Genomic DNA, 24,900 nt, shown 5'->3' with positions numbered 1-24,900 from the left:
TTTATCCGGAACCGGTCATTCATCCCGCCAGAATTTTTGATTAACGCTTGCCTTATGGCAAGCCACTTGGAAGCATGCTGACTATGGCTACGATTCATGTAGACGGCAAAGAATACGACGTAAACGGGGCCGACAACCTGTTACAAGCTTGTCTCTCCCTGGGACTCGATATTCCTTACTTTTGCTGGCATCCGGCGCTGGGAAGCGTCGGCGCTTGCCGCCAATGTGCGGTAAAGCAATACCAAAACGCGGACGACACTCGTGGGCGTTTGGTGATGTCCTGTATGACGCCAGCCACTGATGGAACCTTTATTTCCATTGATGACGGCGAAGCCAAAGCGTTCCGTGAGAGTGTGGTTGAATGGTTGATGACAAACCATCCACACGATTGCCCGGTCTGTGAAGAAGGGGGGAACTGTCATCTGCAAGATATGACAGTGATGACCGGCCACAGTTTCCGCCGCTATCGCTTTAGCAAACGGACACACCAAAATCAGGATCTCGGCCCGTTCATCTCCCATGAAATGAACCGCTGTATCGCCTGTTATCGCTGTGTGCGTTATTACAAAGATTATGCTGATGGCACTGACTTAGGTGTCTACGGGGCCCATGATAACGTCTACTTTGGCCGCACCGAGAGCGGCACGCTGGAAAGCGAGTTCTCGGGTAACCTGGTAGAAGTGTGCCCGACTGGCGTATTCACCGATAAAACGCATTCCGAGCGTTATAACCGTAAATGGGATATGCAGTTCGCGCCTAGTATCTGCCAACAGTGTAGCGTGGGGTGTAACACCAGCCCGGGCGAACGCTATGGTGAATTGCGCCGTATCGAAAACCGTTACAACGGCAGCGTGAACCACTACTTTATGTGTGACCGCGGCCGCTTTGGTTATGGTTACGTCAACCGCAAAGACCGCCCACGTCAGCCGCAGCAATTGCGTGGCAATGACTGGATCCACCTCAACGCCGAGCAGGCGATGCAAGGTGCGGCGGATATTCTGCGTCAGGCGAAGAAAACCATTGGTATCGGTTCACCTCGCGCCAGTTTGGAAAGCAACTTTGCGTTGCGTGAACTGGTGGGTGCGGAAAACTTCTATACCGGTATCGCCGCAAGCGAGCAACAACGCCTGCAATTGATGCTGAAAGTCCTGCAAGAAGGCGGAGTTTATACGCCGTCACTGCGCGAAATTGAAAGCTACGATGCGGTGCTGATTCTGGGTGAAGATTTGACTCAGACCGGTGCGCGTATCGCGCTGTCTGTTCGCCAGGCGGTGAAAGGTAAAGCCCGTGAAATGGCTGCCGCACAGAAAGTGGCTGACTGGCAGATTGCCGCCATCATGAACATCGGCCAACATGCTAAACATCCGCTGTTTATCACTAACGTTGATAACACCCGTATGGATGATATCGCGGCATGGAACTATCGTGCGCCGGTAGATGACCAGGCTCGCTTAGGTTTTGCCATTGCTCATGCATTGGATGAATCCGCGCCAGCGGTGGATGATTTAGCGAAAGAGCTGAAAGGCAAAGTGGATATCATCGTGCAGGCGCTAGCCGGTGCCAAGAAACCACTGATTATTACCGGTAGCAATGCGGGTAGCGATGCCATCATCGAGGCCGCAGCTAACGTGGCGAAAGCCCTGAAAGGCCGTGGTTCAGACGTCGGTATTACTTTCGTTGCTAGTGCCGCCAACAGCATTGGTCTGACTATGATCGGCGGCGGTTCTCTGGATCAAGCATTGGCGTCATTGACCCAAGGCGATGCAGACAGCGTTATCGTGATGGAAAACGATCTTTATCGCCATGCAGCGCAAGACAAAGTTGATGCAGCATTGGATAAAGTCGCCAACCTGATAGTGGTTGATCATCAGCGCACCGCCATCATGGATAAAGCGAACTTGATTCTGTCAGCCGCCAGTTTTGCTGAAAGTGATGGGACGCTGGTCAATCAGGAGGGCCGCGCTCAGCGCTTCTTCCAGGTTTATGATCCCACCTATTATGACGACCCGAAAAAGCCGGAAAACAACAGCATCATGCTGGAAAGCTGGCGTTGGCTGCACTCCCTGCACTCAACTTATACCAGCCGTCATGTGGACTGGACGCAGCTGGATCACGTGATTGCGGCCTGTGTCGCGGCATTGCCACAGTTGGAAGGTATTGTTGAAGCCGCACCAGATGCCAGCTTCCGTATCCGTGGTCAAAAACTGGCGCGTTCCCCAATCCGCTACAGTGGCCGTACCGCGATGCGCGCAGACATCAGTGTGCACGAACCGCGTCAGCCGCAGGATATCGACACGCCGTTTGCCTTCTCAATGGAAGGGAACAACAGCCCATTGGCTGACCGTCAGCAGATCCCATTTGCCTGGGCACCGGGCTGGAACTCACCGCAAGCATGGAACAAATTCCAGGCGGAAGTGGGTGGCAGTCTGCGCTTTGGTGATCCGGGTGTGCGCCTGATTGAAGCCGGAGAGGGAACACTGGGTTACTTTGATTCGGTACCGGCGGCCTTTACCGCTCAGGCTGACGGCTGGCAGATTGCCCCTTACTACCACCTGTTTGGTAGTGAAGAGATGTCTCAGCGTTCAGATGTGATCCAGCAGCGCATGCCAGCACCTTATGTGATGGTTAATCCTGCTGATGCAGCCCGTCTCGGGGTTAACCTCGGTACGCTGGTGGAATTCAACTGCGCCGGTCAGACTTTGCGTCTGCCAGTGCGTTTGAGTGAAACCTTGGCTCAGGGTCAGGTCGGCTTGCCGCTTGGCTTACCGGGTATTCCGCCGATTATGGTGGGTGCACGCGTTGAGAATCTGCGGGAGGCAGTACTATGAGCTGGTTTACCCCTGAATTGATTGAGATTTTAATCTCTGTCCTGAAAGCGGTAGTGATTCTGCTGGTCGTGGTGACTTGCGGTGCATTTATGAGCTTCGGCGAGCGCCGCTTGCTGGGCTTGTTCCAGAACCGTTACGGGCCAAACCGTGTGGGCTGGGGCGGGTCATTGCAGCTAGTGGCTGACATGATCAAAATGTTCTTCAAAGAAGACTGGGTACCGAAGTTCTCCGACAAAGCCATCTTTACTCTGGCCCCGGTGATTGCTTTTACCTCGCTGCTGCTCTCTTTCGCCATCGTCCCGGTCAGCCCGACCTGGGCGGTTGCGGATCTTAATATCGGTATTTTGTTCTTCCTGATGATGGCGGGGCTGGCGGTATACGCTGTGCTGTTCGCCGGTTGGTCCAGTAATAACAAATATTCTCTGTTAGGGGCGATGCGTGCATCAGCACAAACCCTGAGTTACGAAGTGTTCCTCGGCCTGTCTTTGATGGGCGTGGTGGCACAGGCTGGCTCATTTAACATGCAGGATATTGTTAACTCTCAGGAACACGTCTGGAATGTTATTCCGCAATTCTTTGGTTTCCTGACCTTTGCCATTGCGGGGGTGGCAGTTTGTCACCGTCATCCCTTTGACCAGCCAGAAGCTGAACAAGAACTGGCCGATGGTTACCACATTGAATATTCCGGTATGAAATTCGGTCTGTTCTTCGTCGGTGAATACATCGGTATCGTGACTGTCTCTGCACTGATAGTCACCTTGTTCTTCGGTGGTTGGCAAGGCCCGTTTTTGCCGCCATTTATCTGGTTTGCGCTGAAAACGGCTTTCTTCATGGTGATGTTCATTCTGATCCGTGCATCCTTGCCGCGCCCACGTTATGACCAAGTGATGTCATTCGGCTGGAAAGTTTGCTTGCCGTTGACCCTGCTGAATCTGCTGGCGACTGCCGCGGTCATTTTGTACAACGCTCAATAAGGGGTGAATGAACCATGACGTTGAAAGAGTTAGTGGTTGGTTTCGGCACCCAAGTGCGCAGCCTGTGGATGATTGGCCTTCATGCCTTCCACAAGCGCGAAACCCAAATGTATCCGGAAGAGCCGGTTTACCTGCCGCCGCGCTATCGTGGCCGCATCGTGCTGACGCGTGACCCTGATGGTGAAGAGCGCTGTGTTGCTTGTAACCTGTGTGCCGTCGCCTGCCCGGTTGGCTGTATTTCATTACAGAAAGCTGAGCATAAAGATGGGCGCTGGTATCCGGAGTTCTTCCGTATCAACTTCTCCCGCTGCATTTTCTGTGGCCTGTGTGAAGAAGCTTGCCCGACGACTGCTATCCAGCTGACGCCGGATTTCGAAATGGGTGAGTTCAAACGCCAGGATCTGGTGTATGAGAAAGAAGACTTGTTGATCTCGGGGCCGGGTAAATATCCGGAATATAACTTCTACCGGATGTCCGGTATGGCGGTTGACGGCAAGCCGAAAGGCGAAGCTGAAAATGAAGCCAAACCGATCGACGTTAAAGGTCTGATGCCTTAGGAGCCAGCGTCCATGGAATTTGCATTTTATATTGCAGCATTGGTGGCAGTGGTGGCGACTATTCGCGTTATCACTCACACCAACCCGGTACATGCGCTGCTGTACCTGATTATCTCTTTGTTGGCTATCTCGGCGGTGTTTTTCTCGCTGGGGGCTTACTTTGCCGGTGCGTTAGAAATCATTGTTTACGCCGGTGCCATTATGGTGCTGTTCGTGTTTGTGGTGATGATGCTGAATTTGGGCAATGTCGAGCAACAAGAGCGCGATTGGTTGAAACCGAGCTTGTGGATTGGCCCCGGTTTACTGGCCTTGGTGCTGTTGTCGGTACTGATTTATGCCATTAGCTCGTTAACTCATCAGGGTATCACTGGCGAAATGGTCGATGCCAAAGCGGTGGGTATCAGCTTGTTTGGCCCTTATGTGCTGGCGGTTGAATTGGCGTCAATGCTGCTGTTGGCCGGTCTGGTGGTTGCCTTCCATATCGGGCGTGAACACAAGCCAGGCGAAGTGCTGGGCGCAAGCGATAGCGCGAACGCGAAAAGAAAAACGGAGGAACAAGCATGATCCCTCTACAACATGGCCTGATTTTAGCGGCCATCCTGTTTGTGCTGGGGCTGACGGGGTTGATTATTCGTCGCAACCTGCTGTTTATGCTGATAAGCCTTGAAGTGATGATCAACGCAGCGGCGCTCGCCTTTGTGGTGGCGGGCAGTTTTTGGGGGCAGGCTGACGGTCAGGTGATGTATATCCTGGCGATCACGCTGGCAGCAGCCGAGGCCAGTATTGGCCTGGCATTGCTGTTACAGCTGTATCGTCGCCGTCATACTCTGAATATCGACACAGTCAGTGAGATGCGCGGATGAACCTATTATATTTAACAATTCTGCTGCCACTGCTGGGTTTCTTGCTGTTGGCATTCTCCCGTGGCCGTTGGTCTGAAAATACCTCTGCCACTGTCGGGGTGGGGTCGATTGGTCTGACGGCGCTAGTCACACTGTATGTCGCTGTGGACTTCCTCAGTCAGAAAGCTACCGGGGTTCAGGTATTTAACCAAACCCTGTGGAACTGGATGTCAGTGGGCACTTTCAACATTCCGTTGACCCTGACCCTGGACGGCTTGTCGCTGACCATGTTGTCTGTGGTCACCGGTGTGGGCTTCCTGATCCACATGTATGCCTCTTGGTATATGCGTGGGGAAGAGGGCTATTCTCGCTTCTTCGCCTACACCAACCTGTTTATCGCCAGTATGGTGGTTTTGGTGCTGGCCGATAACCTGATGCTGATGTATCTGGGTTGGGAAGGCGTGGGCCTGTGCAGTTACCTGCTGATTGGTTTCTACTATACCAATCCGGCTAATGGCGCGGCGGCGATGAAAGCCTTTATCGTGACCCGCGTCGGTGACGTGTTCCTGGCTATTGCGCTGTTCATTCTTTACCAAGAGCTGGGTACGCTGAACATTCGTGAGCTGATGGTATTGGCACCGCAGAAACTGGAAATGGGCTCTACCGCCATTACCTGGGCGACGCTAATGCTACTCGGTGGTGCAGTGGGTAAATCGGCGCAGTTGCCATTACAAACGTGGTTGGCCGATGCAATGGCTGGCCCGACCCCGGTTTCCGCGCTTATCCATGCGGCTACCATGGTGACTGCCGGTGTGTATCTGATTGCGCGTACTCACGGCCTGTTCCTGATGGCACCAGAAGTCTTGCATCTGGTGGGTATTATCGGGGCAGTGACCTTGGTGTTGGCGGGCTTCGCGGCATTGGTGCAAACCGATATCAAGCGGGTGCTGGCCTATTCCACCATGAGCCAGATTGGCTACATGTTCCTGGCGCTCGGCGTTCAGGCGTGGGATGCCGCTATCTTCCACCTGATGACCCATGCCTTCTTTAAAGCGTTACTGTTCCTCTCCTCGGGTTCAGTGATTCTGGCCTGTCACCACGAGCAAAACATCTTCAAAATGGGCGGTCTGCGTAAGACTATTCCATTGGTGTATATCTGCTTCCTGGTGGGCGGCGCGGCGCTGGCAGCATTGCCAATCGTCACCGCAGGCTTCTACAGTAAAGACGAAATTCTGTGGGGCGCATTGGCCAGTGGCCATATCAATCTGATGGTCGCCGGGCTGGTTGGGGCATTCCTCACCGCGCTGTATACCTTCCGGATGATTTTCATTGTGTTCCATGGCGAGCCAAAAACCAAAGCGCATCCAGTCAAAGGGATCACTCACAGCCTGCCGCTGATAGTGTTGCTGGTGCTGTCGACATTTGTTGGCGCACTAATAACCCCCCCACTGGCGGGTGTATTGCCAGAGCTTCACTTCGGTGAAGAGGGCAAAATGCCGCTGGAAATCTTCTCCGGCGTGCTGGTGGTGATTGGCATTGCACTGGCCGCGTTCCTGTATTTGGGCAAACGTCAGTTGGTCAACAGCATCGCGCAAAGTGCATTGGGCCGCTTCTTTACGGTCTGGTGGTTCCACGCGTGGGGCTTCGACTGGCTGTACCATAACGTGTTTGTCCGCCCGTATCTGTGGATTGCAAAACTGTTGCAACGTGATCCGCTGAACTCACTGATGAATACCCCGGCGGTGCTTGCGCGCTGGAGTAATCGCGGTTTGACCGTCAGTGAAAATGGGCAGGTGCGTTGGTATGTCGCGTCTATAGGTTTGGGTGCAGTCGTCGTACTGGCTCTGTTGCTTTTCGTTTAATTAGGGACACAAAACGCCATGCTATTACCTTGGCTAATTCTTATCCCCTTTATCGGCGGCTTACTGTCTTGGCAGTGTGAACGCTTCGGTACCAGAGTACCGCGTTGGATAGCGTTACTCGCGATGGGGCTGACATTGGTGCTCTCCCTGCAACTGTGGGTACAGGGCAACTATTCACTGATGAACCCGGCGGGCATCCCGCAGTGGCAGTCAGAATTCACCTTGCCGTGGATCCCACGGTTTGGCATTTCATTCCATCTGGCTTTAGATGGTTTGTCTTTGCTGATGGTGGTGTTGACCGGCTTGCTGGGCGTGCTGGCTATCCTCTGTTCGTGGCGTGAAATTCAGCGCAATCAGGGTTTCTTCTACCTGAATCTATTATGGATTCTGGGTGGGGTCATCGGCGTGTTCCTTGCCATCGACATGTTCCTGTTCTTCTTCTTCTGGGAAATGATGTTGGTGCCGATGTACTTCCTGATTGCCTTGTGGGGTCACAAAGCATCAGACGGTAAAACACGCATCGCGGCGGCGACCAAGTTCTTCATCTATACCCAGGCCAGCGGTCTTATCATGCTGATTGCCATTCTGGGGCTGGTGTTTGTGCACTACAACGCCACCGGTATCTGGACTTTCAACTATGAAGATTTGTTGAAAACCCCGATGTCCCACAATGTGGAATGGTTGCTGATGCTGGGCTTCTTTATCGCGTTTGCGGTAAAAATGCCGGTGGTGCCATTGCACGGCTGGTTGCCGGATGCACACAGTCAGGCACCGACGGCGGGTTCTGTCGACCTGGCGGGGATTTTGCTGAAAACCGCGGCCTATGGTTTGCTACGTTTTAGCTTGCCATTGTTCCCGACGGCCTCGCAAGAGTTCGCACCAATCGCCATGTGGTTGGGTGTTATCGGTATTTTCTACGGTGCGTGGATGGCGTTCTGCCAGACCGATATCAAGCGCCTGATTGCTTATACCAGCGTATCGCACATGGGCTTTGTGTTGATTGCCATCTATACCGGCAGCCAACTGGCTTACCAAGGTGCGGTTATCCAGATGATTGCCCACGGCTTGTCAGCCGCCGGTATGTTCATCATCTGCGGCCAGTTGTATGAGCGCTTGCACACCCGTGATATGCGCCAGATGGGCGGTTTGTGGGGGCGAATCAAGTACTTGCCTGCACTGTCACTGTTCTTCGCGGTGGCCACATTGGGGATGCCGGGTACCGGTAACTTCGTGGGCGAATTTATGATCCTGTTTGGCAGCTTCCAGGTGGTTCCGGTGATTACCGTGATCTCTACTTTTGGGCTGGTTTTTGCTTCGGTTTACTCGCTGATTATGATGCAACGTGCTTATTACGGCGCACCAAAATCAGAAGAGCCATTACCGGGTATGAGTGCAAGGGAACTGTCTATCATCCTGCTGTTAGTGGTGCTGTTAGTGTTGCTGGGGGTTTATCCGCAGCCCATTCTCGACACCTCCCATGCGGCGATGAGTAATGTACAGCAGTGGTTCAATGCTTCATCTATTATTCCAACAACAAGGCCGTAATTCGCCATGACAATAACTCCTCAACAACTGATCGCAATGCTACCGCTGTTGATCGTCGGATTGACGGTGGTGGTTGTGATGCTGTCCATTGCGTGGCGACGCGATCATTTTATTAACGCCACTCTGACGGTCATCGGGCTTAAACTGGCGCTGCTGTCACTTTATTTTGTCGGTCAGGTCGGGCCACTGGATGTCACGCCGCTGATGCGGGTTGACGGCTACTCGATGTTCTACACCGGGCTGGTGATTGTTGCCAGTCTGGCGACCAGTACCTTTGCTTATCCGTGGCTGAACGGCTATCCGGATAACCGCGAAGAGTTCTACCTGCTGGTGCTGATTGCGACCATGGGCGGCATTTTGTTAGCCAGTGCTAACCATCTGGCGTCGCTGTTCTTGGGCATTGAACTGATTTCCTTGCCGCTGTTTGGTCTGATTGGTTATGCCTATCGCCAGAAGCGCTCACTGGAAGCCAGTATCAAATACATGCTGCTGTCTGCGGCGGCATCGTCATTCCTGCTGTTCGGCATGGCGCTGTTGTATGCGGAATCCGGTAACTTGTCTTTCGCCGGTCTCGGTAAAAGCTTGAGTGACTCCATGGTCCACAAACCGCTGATTCTGGCCGGTTTGGGGATGATGATTGTCGGCCTCGGCTTTAAATTGTCACTGGTGCCATTCCAACTGTGGACGCCGGATGTGTATCAGGGCGCACCTGCTCCGGTATCGACCTTCCTGGCGACTGCCAGTAAGATTGCTATCTTTGCGGTAGTGATGCGCTTGTTCCTGTATGCGCCAGCCGCCGACAGTGAAGCGGTGCGTTTGGTGCTGTCACTGATTGCGGTGGCATCAATTCTGTTTGGTAACCTGATGGCTATCAGCCAGACCAACATCAAGCGTCTGTTGGGTTATTCCTCTATCGCGCACCTGGGGTATTTGCTGATTGCGTTGGTGGCGGTACAAACCCACCAGTTGGCACTGGAAACCGTCGGCGTCTATCTGGCCGGTTACCTGTTCAGCAGCTTGGGTGCTTTCGGTGTGGTCAGCCTGATGTCCAGCCCGTACAAAGGCCCGGATGCAGAGTCACTGTTCTCTTATCGCGGGTTGTTCTGGCACAAGCCAATTCTGTCTGCGGTGATGACGGTGATGATGCTGTCACTGGCGGGTATCCCAATGACCTTGGGCTTCATTGGTAAGTTCTTTGTGGTGGCAATGGGTGTGAGCGCCAATCTGTGGTGGCTGACCGGTGCCGTGGTATTGGGCAGCGCCATCGGCCTGTACTACTATCTGCGCGTGACTGTCAGTTTGTTCCTCAGTGCGCCGGAAACATTAGTCCGCGACACACCAAGCAACTGGGCACTGACTGCCGGTGGTGTGGTGGTACTGATTTCCGCGATTCTGGTGCTGTTCTTGGGGGTCTACCCGCAGCCGTTGATTTCGCTGGTGCAGTTGGCTCAACCGCTGATGTAATTCATTGTTAAGTCACTCTAAAAACCCCCTGTTAGCTGAAACGCGCAGGGGGTTTTGTTTTATGGGTGACGGGCACCGCTAAAACTTATCTCAAGCGCACTGATGACCGCCCGCACTCTGGCCGCCCGTTGTACATCCGGGTGAACCACCAGCCAGATATCCACCCAATCTTGTTGCTCTGGCCAGATGCGCACCAGCTCGTCGTCATTATTAGCCAAAAAGCACGACAGCAAGCCAATACCCACCCCTTTACGTGCTGCAGCCCGCAACAATTGCTGAGAATTACTCTCCAGCACCACATGGGGATTTTCCAAGGTTTCACCGCACAAATCTTGCCAGTGGCGCGGCACGGATTGCCGCGGAAACAGCAGCAGTTCGTGACCACGAAAATGTTCACCCCGTTGTGGCTCGCCGCAGCGGGCCAAATAATCACGGCTGGCATACAGGCCCATCTCGATAGTTGCCAACCGCTTGATAACCAGCTCATTATCATCAGGGCGGACACCGCGAATGGCCAGATCGACACTGTTATAAGCAATATCAGAAATATCAATGCCGGTCAGCACCCGCAGAGTAATCTCGGGATAATGCTGGTGTAGCTGCTTGAGGGCGGGCAGCACAAAGGCCTCAGCGATAGTGTCGGTGGCAGCGAGACTCACCATACCTTGTAAGCGGCTATCACTGTTGGCGGCTTTGCGGCCAATACTTTGCGCGGCATTTTCCATCACCATAACTTCAGCCAGCACCTGTTCTCCTAGCGGGCTGAGGGTAAAGGCTTTTGGTGTGCGGATAAACAGCTTCGCGCCCAGAACCTGTTCCAAGGTGGTGATTCGACGGCCGACAGTGGCCTGATCCACCTGTAGCTCATGGGCTGCCTGGCGCAAGCTGCCCTTACGCGCGACGGCAAGGAAGAATCTGGCATCATCCCAATTCATTGATAGCGTCTCTGAGTTGTTGGGTGGGATAGGGGAGGATTATAGCTAACGGCGATTCGGCTGAGAAATAAATGCATCACTCTGATGCATTCTTGCAGATACTGACTTGCCGATGCCCTCCGTATAATGCCCTGTTTTCAATTTGTCGTACTGACAATATCTTGTACTTATCGCGCAGTTTCAGGAGCCAATGATGACTGAGGCATTAACCCGCACCGCACCCGCTAGCCACACGGCGACTACCTATTTTTCGGTGCTATTTTTCATTGCACTGGCATTGACCGCGGCACTACTTAACAGCAGCGCGCCAACACCGCTTTATCCGCTGTATCAGCAACAACTGGCCTTAACCTCGGTCAGTTTGACTATGATCTATGGCGCTTATGCTGCGGGGGTGTTGATTTCACTGTTTGCGGTAGGGAATCTGGCCGGGAAAGTGACAGACCTGCGGCTGATGATTCTGCCCGCGCTGGGCGCGGTGCTGGGGGGCGCATGGTTATTCGCCGTTGCTGGTTCTTTCAGCCTAATGTTTATGGCGCGATTATTAGCGGGGATTGGAACCGGGGCGCTGACTGGCGCAGCAAATCTGGCCTTGATTCGTTTTTGCCCGCCTGATGGCGGTAAACGCGCGGCATTGATTGCCACCTTATCTTTTACCGTCGGACTGGCGTTGGGGCCGGTATTTAGCAGTTTGTCACTGCAAGCCAATTTCCACCCGACAGTGGTGCCGTTTGTTTTAATTATTGTGATGGCTATGACGGCCGCGCTGGGAGTGGCATTTTTCTGGCCCAAGCACGTTGCTGTGGTTATCCCACACTCTACTAGTGGGCCGCGCTCGCAAGATAGCCGCTTGCTCATTGGCCTACGGCTGACCGGCAGTAAATTCTTCCTTTGTGCGGCGGCACTGTTTGTCTCTTGGGCCGTTGCTGCCAGTATTCTGGCGATCGGGCCGGCCATTGCAGAGCAGTTGTTATCAGTCCAAAGCAAAGGGTTATTTGGCTATGTCATCGCGTTATATCTGGTGATTGCCGGTATCTGCCAATTAGTCAGTCGCAATTTGGATAGCCGTTTCTCACTGTACTCCGGCTGTCTGGCTCAAGGGGGTGCTGTGATGGCTTTTGCGGCTGCGGTTCACTTCCATTCATTGCTTTTGGCGGGGATGGGCATGGTGGTGACGGGCTATGCGTTCGGCTCTATCTTTGTTGGCAGTGCCGCACTGGTGAATTTGATTTCACCGCAAGCCAGTCATGCGTGTTTGTTGTCGCTGTTTTATGTCATTGCCTACACCGCCAACTGGGTTCCGGTGTTACTGGGGGTGATAATTGACCGCAGTAGTTTGTTGGTGGCCACCAATACCTTATTTATTGTGGCTGCACCGGTGTGTTTATTCTTGTTCGTCTTTATTGCCCGTGCAGATTTTCCGCGAAATTAAGGCTGTTTAAGGTTGGGGTGGGGTTAATAGTGGATGCGATGACATGCTGAATTTACATAAAATAGAGGCTTATAGATAGCCTCATTAATGGGGCTCATGGTGGCAATGTTATTAAGGTGATATTTATGGGTGTAGTGAGTTATGTTTATCGAGGTATTCATGCTGCCAAAGAGTTAATTAATAATGATCCTAACGATAAGTCTTTTTTAAAGGCAAAGCCGGAAGTATTTAGTGAGAATGAAAGCGTTGTAATTAATAATCTAATTAGTCGTTTAAATAAGGAAGAAAAAGATAAAACTGTCAGTGATAAACTTTCCGTTCCAATAGAAATAGATAAAATGGTGAATAAAAGCAAAGAACACCTTGATTTTTTTCTTTTAAAAGCACAAAAGGATGAAGATTCATGTAGTTATCTTATTGAAAGATCACAGTGTGACTTTGTCGGTGGCATATTAAAAGAACAGCCTGAAATGAGACTGGAACTGGTTAACTTCATTAATAATCATGTTGTTAATGAAGTTATTGGGAAGATTGATTTAACGTATGAGAGAGAGGCTTCTTCATGTTCAAAATCTATAGATCTTGGAAGCCTAATAATAAATGAACTAAAAGACAGTATATCTACATTGGGAGAAACAAATGAAAAAATCAAGTTGCTGGATTCTGTCAGTGGCAATGAACATATTTCTTCTGATTTGACTGCTCATATAAATAAGCATGCTAGCTACAGCGTAGAGCCCGAAATATTTTATCCTCTGATAGTAAAATATTATGAGCACAAAGCCGAAAGTCTGTTTTTACCGTCAATGAAAGAGTTAGAAACTCTCATTCATAGCGTTGTGAATAGAGTCGTCGGACAATTAGAATATACCAAATCACTATCTGATAGCGAGTTGGAAAAAGTGTTGAACCGGCCTACTGGTGCGCGTAATGCAATATATTTCTCTCATTTAGTGTGAATCATGTCACAAAACAAATGTATTGAATGTTGTTCATTCAGTATTTTTGAGATTTAAATCTCAAAAAACACTTTGGATTCAGGTAAACTGCGCAACTTTCACGCAATACACTTTCTCTTTTAACCTTTGTTGCGCAGGTCAATGCTGATGAACATTATTCTGATGATTGCCATTACCACCGGCATTCTCTCTGGTCTCTGGGGGTGGGTTGCGGTCAGCCTGGGCCTAATCAGCTGGGCGGGTTTCCTCGGCTGTACCGCCTATTTTGCCTGCCCACAAGGCGGCTTGAAAGGTTTGCTGATCACGCTGTTAACCTGCATGAGCGGGGTATTTTGGGCAATGATGATTATTCAGGGCAGCCCCTTGCAGCCTGAATGGGCCATCCTTGGCTATGTTCTGACTGGCATTGTAGCGTTTTTGATGTGCATCCAAGCTTGCCAGCAGTGGCTAGCATTTGTTCCCGGCACCTTTATCGGTGCGTGTGCCACTTTCGCCGGTAATGGTGATTGGAAACTCGTCATTGTCTCGCTGTTAGTCGGGGTGGTATTTGGCTATGTCATGAAGAACAGTGGATTGTGGTTGGCGGCCCGGCGGGAGCAGCAAGGGAGGAGTCCTTTGGAGCCTGGGGTTGATATTGATTAGTGATCTAGTTCGGTTGATATGTCCCGAAACCTGATCCGGTATCTATCAACCGAAATAACACCGAATCACAAAAGATGATTTGCTACTTTAACCACAATCTTACGCAGCGGGGCAACCTCTCCCAACGTTCCCATTGGGCGATGTAACTCACCAGGGAACAGCAGGGCGATATCACCGGGAGCCAGTGTTAACAAGGTTTCGGTGGTAATTCCTTCAAACAAACCATAATCTCGCTCGGTATCAAAATCCATCGTCGGGCGCTGGCCTTGCGCTGACGGTGAAGCACCAATCACCTCGCTCCCTTCCAACAGAATATGAATATCAATATAATAACGATGTAATTCAGGGGCTTGCTCATACAAGGGTTTGGACGCGGCAATAATGTGATTTAGGTAAATCTCGCGGCCTTCAATATCTTGCTCGCCTGCGGGCAGATTGACTAAATCCATCTTGCTGATGGCGGCCAGGGTGCGGCGGATAGCATCCGGGTAAAGTGGGTTATTCACCGCGCTTTTCAGTTCATCAAGTATCATAACTATTCCTATATTATTGCGTGTCCATCATGCCGGGCACTTAAGCACAATGGTTGATATTATTTTCTGCTGATGTTGTTTCTTGCTCTAGCGCGGCAATGCAGTGTTCAACAACACCGGCAATGTCTGGCGAGATATCAATGGGAATGATGTCCGGCTCTTGGGCATCTGGTGTTTCTAGGGTCGCGAACTGGCTCTTTAGCAAACTCTCTGGCATAAAATGCCCCGCCCGCCGCTGCATTCTGCTCAACACCAAATCGTAATCACCCGTCAACCACAGAAAGCGAATACTCTGATTGCCTTCACGCAGACGGTCGCGATATTGCTTTTTTAGTGCCGAACACACTAAAAAACCCACTTCATTTTTTTGTTGCAAGCTATACGCCACATCACTTAACCGCTCCAGCCAAGGGGCGCGGTCGCTGTCATTCAGTGGCTGCCCCGATGCCATCTTTTGGATATTGGCGCGCGGGTGTAGATCGTCGCCATCAATAAATTTGGCGTTAAGTGCCAACGCTAGCGCCTGCCCCACACAGGATTTACCGGTGCCGGATACGCCCATCACAATAATGCATTTACCAGACATAACTTTCCTCGGCCGCCGATCAAACTGCAACTAACATCCCACCATCGACAAACAACAGATGACCATTAACAAAATCAGATGCTTTGGAGGACAGATACACTGCCGCACCAATCAACTCTTCCGGGTCACCCCAACGGGCGGCTGGCGTGCGTTTGCATAGCCAATCAGTGAAGGCTTTATCATCCACCAGCGCTTTTGTCATATCAGTTTTGAAATAACCCGGTGCGATGCCATTGACCTGAATGTTGTAACGGGCCAGTTCAACACACATCCCACGAGTTAACATTTTCACTGCCCCTTTAGAGGCGGCATATGGTGTGATAGTGTCACGGCCTAATTCGCTTTGCATTGAGCAAATATTAATAATCTTACCGCGTTGGCGTTTAACCATATAACGGGAGACCGCTTGTGAAACCAAGAATACCGATTTCTGGTTTACCGCAATGACATCATCCCAATCTTTTTCTGGGAATTCGGTAAAGGCATGGCGGCGCTGAATACCGGCATTATTAATTAAGATGTCAATGGCACCAATACTATTTTCTATTTGTGTAATCGCGTCATTAACAGCATCATGGTCAGTCACATTAAATGCGGCTGCATAAGCCACAAAGCCACTGTCGCGTAATTCGGCGACGGCTTTTTCTGCTCGTTCTGCGGTAATATCATTAATTATTATTTCTGCGCCAAATTCGGCCAGACCTTTAGCTAATAAAAAACCAATACCTTGAGCAGAACCGGTAATTAATACTTTGCGGTTTTCTAACGAAAATAAATTCTTCATAGTGAATTCCTGATGGAAATGGCGCTGATTAAGCGACATTATAAAATCAATATTATTGAATAATGACTGCGTGAAAACATGTGCCTATCAAACCGTTTTCCGCCTCACCAAACTGTGACGCAGATCACTTTAAATCATGTTACGGCAAGCTGTTACCACTTACGTGAGCGACATCGCCTTGAAAGCAGCAAAATGCGACTATTTGTGGGGGCTTTGTTCATCTATGGAGGAAAATGCAGATTAACTTATTGATAATAATAGAACTAAATAATAGAAATCATGATTGTTATTGTATTTTAAATCAGTAACATGCTTTTCATTATCTCCGCTAACAGTGCATAATTACTTTTTGCTCTAAATAATTCGAGTTGCAGGAAGGCGGCAAGGGAGAGAATCCCGATGAGCTTACTGTGTTGTAAGTGATTCGGGTTATTGAGTGCCGCCAACGCACATGCAGCTTGAAGTATGACGAGTATATTCTTCCCACACTCTTGTTCCAGGGATATGCCATGAAAAACCAGCGTGTTACGTTACAGGATATTGCGCTACTAGCAGGCGTGACTAAAATGACTGTCAGCCGCTACTTACGCACGCCGGAAAAAGTGGCCCCAGAAACCGGTGAGCGTATTGCTCAAGTGATGGCTGAAGTCAATTACAGTGTTGATTCAGAAGGGGAAACCAGCCTCAATCAAAAAAGTCCAAGAATTGGTATTTTGGTGCCGTCCTTTAATAACCAAATTTTCTCCGATTTACTGGCTGGTATTGAGTCGGTCACTGCCGCCAGTAGCTATCAAACACTGGTGGTTAACTATAATTACAATAAAGAACGTGAAGAAGAACAAATAGTTAATCTGTTGTCTTGCCAGATTTCCGGGCTAATACTTACCGATTCTGAACATACTTTACGTGCGGATAAGTACCTGAATGCTTCGGAACTTCCCGTCGCGCAAGTGATGGATCTGGAGCCACAGTTCAACCGCATTACCGTCGGTTTTAATAATTATCAGGCGGCCTATGATATGACGTCGACACTGCTGGCGAGCGGCAAACAGCATGTTGTTTATTTTGGTTCGATGTCTGATGTACGGGATCGTAAACGTTATCAAGGATATAGCCAGGCAATGATTGATGCCGGGTTTGCGCCGCTCCATATTACGCCCAACAAAGTCTCATCCGTCTCAATTGGTGCAGGAATGTTGGCATTAGCACGACAAATGTATCCGCAAGTCGATGCTATTTTCTGTACCAATGATGATATGGCCGTGGGCGTGTTACAAGAATGCTTGAAATTGGGCATGGCGGTACCAGCAGAGATAGCGATTTCCGGTTTTCATGGGCTGGATATCGGCCAGGCGACCACGCCGGTGCTTGCCAGTGTTACCACTCCGCGCTTTGAAATGGGCAAAGTGGCCGCTGAAATCTTGATTAAGAAAATCAAAAAAATCCCGACAATTGAACAGGTTGACCTGCATTATCGTATTTCACTCGGTGGCACTATTTAATATTTCCATCGCGGCTGAAAGACAGACAAATTATCTATAACTGCCATTGTGTTCTTGAATGGCAGGGATCTTTCCTGGCGATAGCCCGCCATAATACTCTTCCTGGCCATAACAAATAATGCCAATCAATAACATTTTGATTAAGCCATTACATTAATCATTAACGCCAATTTGATTAGCTGAAACAATTCAGCAGGAACAATGATAGGTCGATCACGTTACCGGTAACATGTTTTCTTAACATGATTTACAGTGACCTGCGTCACAAAATAAAACATTGAAAACAGGTCTCATAACGACATTCGCTGAATGGCTCAATCATCCGATATGACTTATCGCCATTCTGGTTTTGATTTATTGACATAATCAGGTACTCGTTATGAAAAACAGCAAGCCATCCTCCTTCAAACAAGCCGTATTGATTATTGCCCCGGTAATGGATTATTTGACGGAGAAGTTGGAACAGAACTTTATTGTTCACAAACTCTTCCAAGTTACGGATACTGCTGAGTTTTTTGCGGCGCAGGGCGTGAATATTAAAGGCATCGTGACCCGGGGGGATATCGGTGTAACCAACGAGGTGCTGGCGTTATTACCCGAAGTACAGATTATCTCAATCTTCGGTGTTGGCACCGACGCTGTGGATCTGGATACCACCCGTGAGCGCAATATCATTGTGACCACCACTCCCGGCGTATTGACCGATGATGTCGCGGACACTGCTCTGGGGCTGATTATCGCTACCTCGCGGCGTATTTGTCAGGCCGATAAATTCCTCCGTGCCGGTCAGTGGCCACACAGCAGCTTGCCATTGGCCTCTAAAGTGACCGGTAAACGTCTGGGGGTGTTTGGTATGGGCCGTATTGGTCAAGCCATTGCCCGTCGCGCAGCGGGCTTTGATATGCAAATTGCCTATACCGATACTGTGCACATCGAAAGTCTGCCCTATCAATATGTGACGGACTTAATCAGCCTTGCCAAACAAAGTGATATTCTGGTAGTGGCGATTTCGGGCGGAAAAGACAGCATTGGCCTGATTGATAAAACTATTTTCGCCGCTATGCCAAATCATGCACTATTGATCAATATTGCCCGTGGCAGTATGGTCAATCAGGATGATTTAATCCGTGCACTGCAACAGAAAGAAATTGGCGGGGCAGGTTTGGATGTTTTTGCAGATGAGCCTAATGTGCCGCAAACATTAATCGAAATGGACAATGTGGTATTACTACCGCATATCGCCAGTGCCACTATAGAAACCCGAATTCAAATGAGTGATATTGTATTCTCAAATATTTATGCTCATTTCTCTGGTGAGAAAGCACCCACCGCCATTAATTACTAATTAAGAAAAATATGAGGGTTAATTAAATTAATCCTCAACTTATTATAATAAAAATAAAAGACTACATCGTGTATTTTAAATAACTGGCAAATTATTCTAATTTGTTAGCGGCATTTCCTACGCTATTTTATGAATAGTATAAGAATTATTCAGCTAGAGAAAGAGGCGTGTTGATATGGACAGTAAGATCCCTAATGCCCGTTGGTTCCGCGTTATTGTGCCAATAATGATTGCTTGTATTATTTCTTTTATGGACCGGGTTAATATTAGTTTTGCGTTACCGGGTGGCATGGAAAACGATCTGGCTATTACCAGCCAAATGGCCGGTTTAGCGGGTGGTATTTTCTTTATTGGCTATTTATTTTTACAAGTACCGGGTGGTCGTATTGCCGTTCATGGCAGTGGTAGAAAATTCATTGCTTATTCCCTTGCCGTTTGGGCTGTCGTTTCGATTCTGACCGGTTTTGTCACTAACCATTATCAATTGTTATTCCTACGCTTTGTGTTGGGGGTCTCTGAGGGCGGCATGTTACCTGTGGTGTTGACCATGGTGAGCAACTGGTTCCCGGAACGTGAGATTGGCCGCGCCAATGCGTTCGTGATGATGTTCGCACCTATCGGCGGTATGTTCACGGCACCTTTATCTGGCTTTATTATCAATGCGTTAGACTGGCGTTGGCTGTTTTTCCTCGAAGGTTCGCTGTCCGCCGTGGTGTTGATAATGTGGTGGTTTGTTATCAGTGACAGACCGGAAGAGGCCAAATGGCTGTCAACCAAAGAACGCGATTATCTGGTGACTGAGTTGGCACGCGAACGGGCGGAACGGATGCTGGATGCGCCAGTGACCAATGCGCCGCTCAAAGCCGTTTTCCTGAATAAAGGTTTGATGAAATTAGTCGCCCTGAACTTCTTTTATCAGACTGGGGATTATGGCTACACCTTGTGGTTGCCGACCATTTTGAAAAACCTGACCGGCGGTAATATGGCCTCGGTCGGCATTCTGGCTATTTTGCCGTTTATTGCTACCACCGCCGGTATTTATGTCATTTCTTCGTTATCAGATAAAACCGGCAAACGCCGTCTGCTGATAATGATTTCTCTGTTCTGCTTTGCGGCCGGTTTGGTGACCTCGGTTATTTTCCGCCACAACGTATTGATCTCTTATCTGGCTTTAGTGGTATGCGGGTTCTTCCTCAAAGCTGCGACCAGCCCATTCTGGTCTATTCCGGGCCGTATTGCGGTGCCAGAAGTGGCCGGTGGCGCACGTGGCGTGATTAACGGATTAGGTAACTTAGGCGGTTTCTGTGGCCCTTATTTGGTCGGCGTGATGATCTTCTTCTACGGCCAAAGTGCAGCAGTTTGTATGTTAGCGGGCTCATTGATTATTGCCGGGCTGATTACCTTAACCTTGCCAAAAGAGTGTGATGTTGAAGTCGCGGCAAAAGGAAAAGTTATTGCTGACAAAGGCTTAGAGAAAGTAAAACGCGCTTAAGCCGGGCAGGTGGTCTTGGCTGGTAACAGCATGGCCGCCTGTGCCTTATCACTGGAGAATCTCATGAATTTACAACAGCAACTCACCCACTGCCAACAGCACCAACACTTGCTGCAACTGATGCATTTTAATCATGAAACCGCCTGGCAGTTGGGCGAAAAAATAAAGCAACAGGCCGAATTACAAGGGGTGGCACTGGCGATTAATATCACAGTGAATGGGCAAACTTTATTCAGCTACGCCATGCCGGGCACCAGCGCAGAAAATGGTGATTGGCTGCGGCGAAAACGCAATGTGGTGGAGTTATTGGGCACCAGCTCCTATGCCGCTGGGCTTATGCTGCAACAGCGCCAAACCTCCCTTGAAGAGCGCTATGGTGTCAGTTTGCGCGACTACGCCGCACTCGGTGGCGGCTTCCCATTGCAAGTTAAGCGGGCCGGCATTATTGGCAGCGTAAATGTGTCCGGCGCGCCACATTTGGATGATCACAATTTGCTGCTACAGGTGCTGGCTGACTTCATGGGCCTTCCGGCGGGCAGTATTGAACTTTTAGCTCCTCTGAGCGAATAAGGAATGGCGATGAACCCGACCCTCACCCGCGTGACCCAGCGTATTATTGCGCGTTCTGCGGCGACCCGTACCCCCTATCTGCAACGAATCAGTGCGGCCAAAGAAAATACGGTTCACCGCTCACAATTGGCCTGTGGCAATTTGGCCCACGGTTTCGCTGCTTGCCAACCGGACGATAAAGTCTCATTGAAAAATATGGTGCGCAGCGATATTGCCATCATCACCTCTTACAATGACATGCTATCAGCCCATCAGCCTTACGAACATTACCCACAACAACTGAAAGATGCGCTGCATGAAGTGGGCGCGGTCGGGCAGGTGGCGGGGGGCGTTCCTGCCATGTGCGATGGCGTGACGCAAGGGCAGGATGGGATGGAGCTGTCACTGATGAGTCGTGATGTGATTGCCATGTCGGCGGCGATCGGCTTGTCACATAATATGTTTGACGGCGCTTTGTATCTCGGCGTGTGCGACAAAATTGTCCCGGGGCTGCTGATGGCAGCGCTGTCATTCGGTCATTTACCGGCGGTTTTCGTTCCGGCCGGGCCAATGGCCAGCGGCTTGTCCAATAAAGAAAAAGTGCGCGTGCGCCAACTGTTTGCCGAGGGGAAAGTCGACCGACATGCTCTGCTGGAGGCGGAGTCAGCCTCTTATCACAGCGCGGGAACCTGCACATTTTACGGTACCGCCAATTCGAATCAGATGGTGATGGAAGTGATGGGGCTACATTTGCCCGGTTCCTCCTTTATCCAGCCCAATACTCCACTACGTGATGCGCTGACCGCCGCTGCGGCACGACAAGTCACGCGCTTGACGCAAACCAGCGGCAATTATCTGCCGGTCGGCCAATTAGTGGATGAAAAAGTGGTGGTGAATGGCATGGTGGCGCTGCTGGCAACCGGCGGTTCGACCAATCACACCATGCATTTGGTGGCGATGGCGCGTTCGGCAGGCATTATCATTGATTGGGATGATTTTTCCGAATTGTCGGAAGTGATTCCGCAGTTATGTCGCATTTATCCTAATGGCCCGGCGGATATTAACTATTTCCAGGCCGCTGGCGGGGTAGCATTGTTGGTAAAAGAGTTATTGCAAGGCGGTTTGCTGCATGAAGATGTTCACACGGTGGCTGGTTTTGGCCTGCAACGTTACACGCAGGAACCTTATCTGGAGGAGGGGCAGTTGCAATGGCGTAGCGGGCCAGAGTGCTCACTGGATGACAGCGTGATTGCCAGTATCACCAAACCTTTCTCGCCCCATGGCGGCACCAAAGTATTGAGTGGCAATCTGGGGAGAGCAGTGATGAAAACCTCGGCAGTGCCGCATGATCATCAGATTATTGAAGGGCCAGCCGTGGTGTTTGACAGCCAACATGATGTCGGGCCAGCTTTTGAATCCGGTGCGCTGGATCGCGATTGTGTGGTGGTGGTGCGCTATCAAGGGCCACGGGCTATTGGTATGCCGGAGTTGCATAAACTGATGCCGCCGCTGGGGGTATTATTGGATCGTGGTTTTAAGGTAGCGTTAGTCACCGATGGCCGTTTGTCTGGCGCATCCGGTAAAGTGCCGTCAGCTATTCATGTCACACCAGAAGCGTATTGCGGTGGTTTACTGGCGAAAATCCGCAATGGTGACCGGCTGCGGGTCGATGGTGTCAGTGGGGAGCTTTCGCTGCTGGTGGATGAAGCCGAGCTGGCAATCCGTTTGCCCACAGCCCCGGATATCTCGGCTTTCCATGTGGGATGCGGCCGTGAGTTGTTTGGTGCTTTGCGAGAACAATTGAGCGGCGCGGAGCAAGGAGCGTGCTGCATCCGTTTCTGATGGTTTGTGAGTGGCAAAAGGGGCTTCAATTCCCCTTTTTGCACTCAAAATATTTGCTATACAGATTAATCCTGAAAATTCCTATCCCGCCCTGAATCAATACCGCGCTGACTATTTTCGACTAAGCTTAAAAAATGCACTTTTTTCACTCATGGAGAATCTACATGAACCGAGATAAAGAACAGCAAACTTCGCTGGACGACGATCTGACTATGCTCACTGATACGCTGGAAGAAGTGTTGCGCGCCTCGGGCGATGCGGCTAATGAAAGCTATAAGGAAATCAAAGCTCGCGCGGAAAAAGCCCTAAAGGAGGTTCAATACCGTTTGAGTGGCCGCAGTAAATGCTATATCAAACGGGCGAAAACGCTCGCGTGTTGTACTGATGATTATGTGCGCGACAAACCTTGGTGCAGTGTCGGGATTGGGGCGACCGTCGGGCTGGTGGTTGGGCTATTGCTGGCGCGACGTTAAACAGGCTAAACCATATAGAGGGTGTTGTTATTTGCACCCTTTCCCTCTATTAACTCCCTCTATTAACTCCCCCTATTAAGAGGTAAAGATTTGCGTCGACATCAAAGATTAGTGTGATAACTCACAATAACTTTTCAATCTGACTTTTCTTATTATTCACGGCCCGTATAATCCCACTCTTTCTGTTGATTTGCCGAGGTGGTCGTGAAGCAACTTTCTGGTTTGTTGGGTGAATTACGGCAAAAGTTACGCGCCGGCTTCCCTGACCAGGCGGGTATTCGGCAAATTACCTTGCCCGCACCGGGGCAGGTGGGTAATCAATTGCTTGAGTGGCTTGCCGCACAAGACCATTTTCCTCAATTCTATTGGTATCATCGCGATGGCCATGAAGAGGCGGCGGTCTGTGGTCAAACCCGGCAATTTAACGATGCGCAAGCGGCGGACCAATTTATCCGGCAGCATGGTATTATCCAACAAAATAGTGCAGTGACAGGGTTACGCATTTGGGGGCTGAATGCGTTTGAGCCGGTCACTATTATTGTTGAAACAGCACATATTGTCGCGCCCGCCGCTGAAGCCCCGCAGCAAACCCAGACCAGTTTCTTGTTTTTACCGCGCATTGAAATTTTGCGGCGCGGTAATCATACCCATTTGACCCTTAATCTGGTGAGTGACTATTCCCTCGCGCAAGACGCACTGCTCGCCATCGCTTTTATTGACCAATTGGTTGCCGCCAAGCCCCTGCCCACATTGGACGTGGTAGTTGAAGATGCCAGCCATATGCCGGAATACCCACAGTGGAGCCGCCTTATTGAGCGGGCATTGGGCGATATTGAGCAGCAAAAAATGGAGAAAGTGGTGCTGGCGCGGGCGACCCGCTTGCAACTGGATAAACCGCTCTCTTGCACGGCTTTTATGGCCGCCAGCCGCCAGGTCAACCACCACTGTTTCCACTTTATGCTGCGTTTTGATGATTCGCGGGCATTTTTGGGTTCCAGCCCTGAGCGCCTGTATTTGCGCCAGCTTCACCACCTGGAAACAGAAGCTTTGGCGGGCACCGCGTCAAACGATGACGACACCGCGCAAGCCGCTGAGTTGGCTGATTGGTTAATGCATGATGAAAAAAATCAGCGCGAAAATTTGCTGGTGGTCGATGATATATGCCAGCGCTTACAAGGCGGGGTAGTGGCGGTGGATGTGATGCCACCAGAAATCATCCGCTTGCGAAAAGTGCAACATTTGCGCCGCCGTATTCATGCGCAGCTTAACCGCGCCAATGATGCTGATTGCCTACAGCGACTGCAACCGACGGCAGCGGTGGCTGGGCTGCCACGCAATGTTGCCCGCCAGTTTATTAGCGAAAATGAGCCTTTTTCTCGTGGCTGGTATGCCGGTTCGGCGGGCTATCTTTCCCTGAAACAAACCGAATTCACGGTGACATTGCGTTCGGCATGGCTGGAAGAGAGACAAATTCATCTGTATGCCGGTGCCGGTATTGTCGCCGGTTCGGATGCTGAGCAGGAATGGCAGGAAATTAACAATAAATCGGCGGGGTTACATACCTTGCTGACTAATAATTATAATCCTAAAATAGAGTAAATAACCGCACTTACCATGTGGTCGAATGATGGCTCCTATGGCGGTTTTGGGTAGATAACGATAAAAATTTTACTATTAATCAGTCACTCCGGGCTTTTTCAGAGGAAAACATCTTCCTCATGCTGATTATCTGGATCGCAGTGTCTGTTAACTGA

Annotated in this window: 22 protein-coding genes; 18 read left to right on the top strand and 4 right to left on the bottom strand. The window is 50.3% G+C overall.

Features of this window, described 5'->3' with window-relative positions:
- Positions 1-83: 83 nt before the first annotated feature.
- From nuoG to nuoN, 8 genes are read left to right on the top strand one after another with little or no spacing between them, the layout of a single operon-like run.
- Positions 84-2,828, top strand: a complete 2,745-nt coding sequence (nuoG, locus tag DX162_RS20690) for an NADH-quinone oxidoreductase subunit NuoG (protein WP_032820339.1) — start codon at positions 84-86, stop codon at positions 2,826-2,828.
- The gene (gene nuoH / locus DX162_RS20685) at positions 2,825-3,802 is read left to right on the top strand and encodes an NADH-quinone oxidoreductase subunit NuoH (RefSeq protein ID WP_032820330.1); all 978 of its coding nucleotides are present in this window, start codon (positions 2,825-2,827) and stop codon (positions 3,800-3,802) included. The genes nuoG and nuoH overlap by 4 nt, the downstream gene beginning before the upstream one ends.
- 14 nt (positions 3,803-3,816) lie before the next feature.
- Positions 3,817-4,359, top strand: a complete 543-nt coding sequence (gene nuoI / locus DX162_RS20680; protein WP_004391656.1) for an NADH-quinone oxidoreductase subunit NuoI — start codon at positions 3,817-3,819, stop codon at positions 4,357-4,359.
- Between the two features lie 12 nt (positions 4,360-4,371).
- The gene (nuoJ, locus tag DX162_RS20675) at positions 4,372-4,923 is read left to right on the top strand and encodes an NADH-quinone oxidoreductase subunit J (RefSeq protein WP_004391657.1); all 552 of its coding nucleotides are present in this window, start codon (positions 4,372-4,374) and stop codon (positions 4,921-4,923) included.
- Positions 4,920-5,222 carry an NADH-quinone oxidoreductase subunit NuoK gene (gene nuoK, locus DX162_RS20670; protein ID WP_032820332.1) on the top strand — a complete coding sequence of 101 codons (303 nt, stop codon included), beginning with the start codon at positions 4,920-4,922 and terminating at the stop codon, positions 5,220-5,222. Before nuoJ ends, nuoK begins: the two co-directional genes overlap by 4 nt.
- A complete protein-coding gene (gene nuoL / locus DX162_RS20665; protein ID WP_032820333.1) occupies positions 5,219-7,063 on the top strand; it encodes an NADH-quinone oxidoreductase subunit L in 1,845 nt (614 codons plus the stop codon). Before nuoK ends, nuoL begins: the two co-directional genes overlap by 4 nt.
- An 18-nt stretch (positions 7,064-7,081) precedes the next feature.
- On the top strand, positions 7,082-8,608 hold the full coding sequence (gene nuoM / locus DX162_RS20660; protein ID WP_004391660.1) for an NADH-quinone oxidoreductase subunit M: 1,527 nt from the start codon (positions 7,082-7,084) through the stop codon (positions 8,606-8,608).
- 6 nt (positions 8,609-8,614) lie between these two features.
- Positions 8,615-10,072, top strand: a complete 1,458-nt coding sequence (gene nuoN / locus DX162_RS20655; protein ID WP_004391661.1) for an NADH-quinone oxidoreductase subunit NuoN — start codon at positions 8,615-8,617, stop codon at positions 10,070-10,072.
- Positions 10,073-10,131: 59 nt separating this feature from the next.
- On the opposite strand, the gene DX162_RS20650 is transcribed toward nuoN, so the two are convergent.
- The gene (locus DX162_RS20650) at positions 10,132-11,007 is read right to left on the bottom strand and encodes a LysR family transcriptional regulator (RefSeq protein ID WP_004391662.1); all 876 of its coding nucleotides are present in this window, start codon (positions 11,005-11,007) and stop codon (positions 10,132-10,134) included.
- Positions 11,008-11,197: 190 nt separating this feature from the next.
- Here DX162_RS20650 and DX162_RS20645 point away from each other — a divergent pair, with 190 nt between their 5' ends.
- The 3 genes from DX162_RS20645 to DX162_RS20635 all read left to right on the top strand — a co-directional run bounded on the left by DX162_RS20645 (position 11,198) and on the right by DX162_RS20635 (position 14,040).
- Positions 11,198-12,439, top strand: coding sequence for an MFS transporter (locus tag DX162_RS20645; protein ID WP_004391663.1), 1,242 nt, complete (start codon positions 11,198-11,200; stop codon positions 12,437-12,439).
- A 125-nt stretch (positions 12,440-12,564) separates the two neighbouring features.
- A complete protein-coding gene (locus DX162_RS20640; protein WP_098080918.1) occupies positions 12,565-13,398 on the top strand; it encodes a hypothetical protein in 834 nt (277 codons plus the stop codon).
- A 147-nt stretch (positions 13,399-13,545) separates the two neighbouring features.
- On the top strand, positions 13,546-14,040 hold the full coding sequence (locus DX162_RS20635) for a DUF1097 domain-containing protein (RefSeq protein WP_032820341.1): 495 nt from the start codon (positions 13,546-13,548) through the stop codon (positions 14,038-14,040).
- 65 nt (positions 14,041-14,105) lie between these two features.
- Here DX162_RS20635 and DX162_RS20630 read toward each other — a convergent pair whose 3' ends face one another.
- The 3 genes from DX162_RS20630 to idnO are packed head-to-tail and all read right to left on the bottom strand — an operon-like array spanning position 14,106 to position 15,943.
- Positions 14,106-14,573, bottom strand: coding sequence for a NanQ anomerase/TabA/YiaL family protein (locus DX162_RS20630; RefSeq protein WP_004391667.1), 468 nt, complete (start codon positions 14,571-14,573; stop codon positions 14,106-14,108).
- 40 nt (positions 14,574-14,613) lie between these two features.
- The gene (locus DX162_RS20625) at positions 14,614-15,159 is read right to left on the bottom strand and encodes a gluconokinase (protein ID WP_004391668.1); all 546 of its coding nucleotides are present in this window, start codon (positions 15,157-15,159) and stop codon (positions 14,614-14,616) included.
- Between the two features lie 19 nt (positions 15,160-15,178).
- Positions 15,179-15,943: a gluconate 5-dehydrogenase gene (gene idnO / locus DX162_RS20620; protein ID WP_032820335.1), complete on the bottom strand. Its 765-nt coding sequence runs from the start codon at positions 15,941-15,943 to the stop codon at positions 15,179-15,181.
- Positions 15,944-16,452: 509 nt separating this feature from the next.
- Here idnO and DX162_RS20615 point away from each other — a divergent pair.
- The 7 genes from DX162_RS20615 to menF all read left to right on the top strand — a co-directional run bounded on the left by DX162_RS20615 (position 16,453) and on the right by menF (position 24,745).
- Complete coding sequence (locus tag DX162_RS20615) at positions 16,453-17,445, top strand: substrate-binding domain-containing protein (RefSeq protein WP_004389408.1); 993 nt, start codon at positions 16,453-16,455, stop codon at positions 17,443-17,445.
- A 379-nt stretch (positions 17,446-17,824) separates the two neighbouring features.
- Positions 17,825-18,790 (top strand): 2-hydroxyacid dehydrogenase, encoded by a 966-nt coding sequence (locus DX162_RS20610; RefSeq protein ID WP_004389409.1) that lies wholly within the window; start codon positions 17,825-17,827, stop codon positions 18,788-18,790.
- A 175-nt stretch (positions 18,791-18,965) separates the two neighbouring features.
- On the top strand, positions 18,966-20,282 hold the full coding sequence (locus DX162_RS20605) for an MFS transporter (protein ID WP_004389410.1): 1,317 nt from the start codon (positions 18,966-18,968) through the stop codon (positions 20,280-20,282).
- Between the two features lie 63 nt (positions 20,283-20,345).
- A complete protein-coding gene (locus DX162_RS20600) occupies positions 20,346-20,852 on the top strand; it encodes a heme-degrading domain-containing protein (RefSeq protein WP_032819373.1) in 507 nt (168 codons plus the stop codon).
- Positions 20,853-20,861: 9 nt separating this feature from the next.
- Positions 20,862-22,673 carry a phosphogluconate dehydratase gene (gene edd / locus DX162_RS20595; protein ID WP_172460439.1) on the top strand — a complete coding sequence of 604 codons (1,812 nt, stop codon included), beginning with the start codon at positions 20,862-20,864 and terminating at the stop codon, positions 22,671-22,673.
- Positions 22,674-22,837: 164 nt separating this feature from the next.
- A complete protein-coding gene (locus DX162_RS20590) occupies positions 22,838-23,146 on the top strand; it encodes an ElaB/YgaM/YqjD family protein (RefSeq protein ID WP_004389413.1) in 309 nt (102 codons plus the stop codon).
- A 204-nt stretch (positions 23,147-23,350) separates the two neighbouring features.
- Positions 23,351-24,745: an isochorismate synthase MenF gene (gene menF, locus DX162_RS20585; RefSeq protein WP_032819374.1), complete on the top strand. Its 1,395-nt coding sequence runs from the start codon at positions 23,351-23,353 to the stop codon at positions 24,743-24,745.
- Positions 24,746-24,900 lie beyond the last annotated feature (155 nt).

This window comes from Yersinia kristensenii (assembly GCF_900460525.1).
Taxonomy (GTDB): Bacteria; Pseudomonadota; Gammaproteobacteria; order Enterobacterales; family Enterobacteriaceae; genus Yersinia; species Yersinia kristensenii.
Note: the sequence above shows the minus strand (reverse complement) of the source record. Positions and strands in the feature narration are given on the sequence as shown.